We start from the raw sequence: 389 nt of genomic DNA on the forward strand, positions 1-389 counted from the left end.
TTTTAAAATAAAAATAATAAAGATAAAAAAAGATAGCCAATTCTAGCTATCTTAGTGAATGTGGTTGCGGGAACAGGATTTGAACCTATGACCTTCGGGTTATGAGCCCGACGAGCTACCGAACTGCTCCATCCCGCGCTATTAAATGTAAAATTAAATGGTGCCGAGGATCGGAATCGAACCGATACGGAGTTTAACCTCCGCAGGATTTTAAGTCCTGTGCGTCTGCCTGTTCCGCCACCCCGGCATATTGGCTCCCAGGGTGGGACTCGAACCCACAACCTATCGGTTAACAGCCGAGTGCTCCGCCATTGAGCTACCTAGGAAAATCATTTAATTCAATTTTATGATCTTTCGATCAGTTTTATAAGAGTCAACACTGAACCTAT

The 389-nt window shown here is 43.7% G+C and carries 3 tRNA genes; all 3 read right to left on the reverse strand.

From position 1 onward, the window contains the following. Positions 1-61 precede the first annotated feature (61 nt). Positions 62-138, reverse strand: a tRNA-Met gene (locus tag ABGF48_RS08480). Positions 139-158: 20 nt separating this feature from the next. Beyond that, positions 159-247: transfer RNA gene (locus ABGF48_RS08485), tRNA-Leu, on the reverse strand. A 4-nt stretch (positions 248-251) separates the two neighbouring features. Then, positions 252-326 (reverse strand) — tRNA-Asn (locus ABGF48_RS08490). Between the last annotated feature and the right edge of the window lie 63 nt (positions 327-389).

The organism is Helcococcus bovis (genome assembly GCF_046035835.1).
GTDB classification, from domain to species: domain Bacteria; phylum Bacillota; class Clostridia; order Tissierellales; family Peptoniphilaceae; genus Helcococcus; species Helcococcus bovis.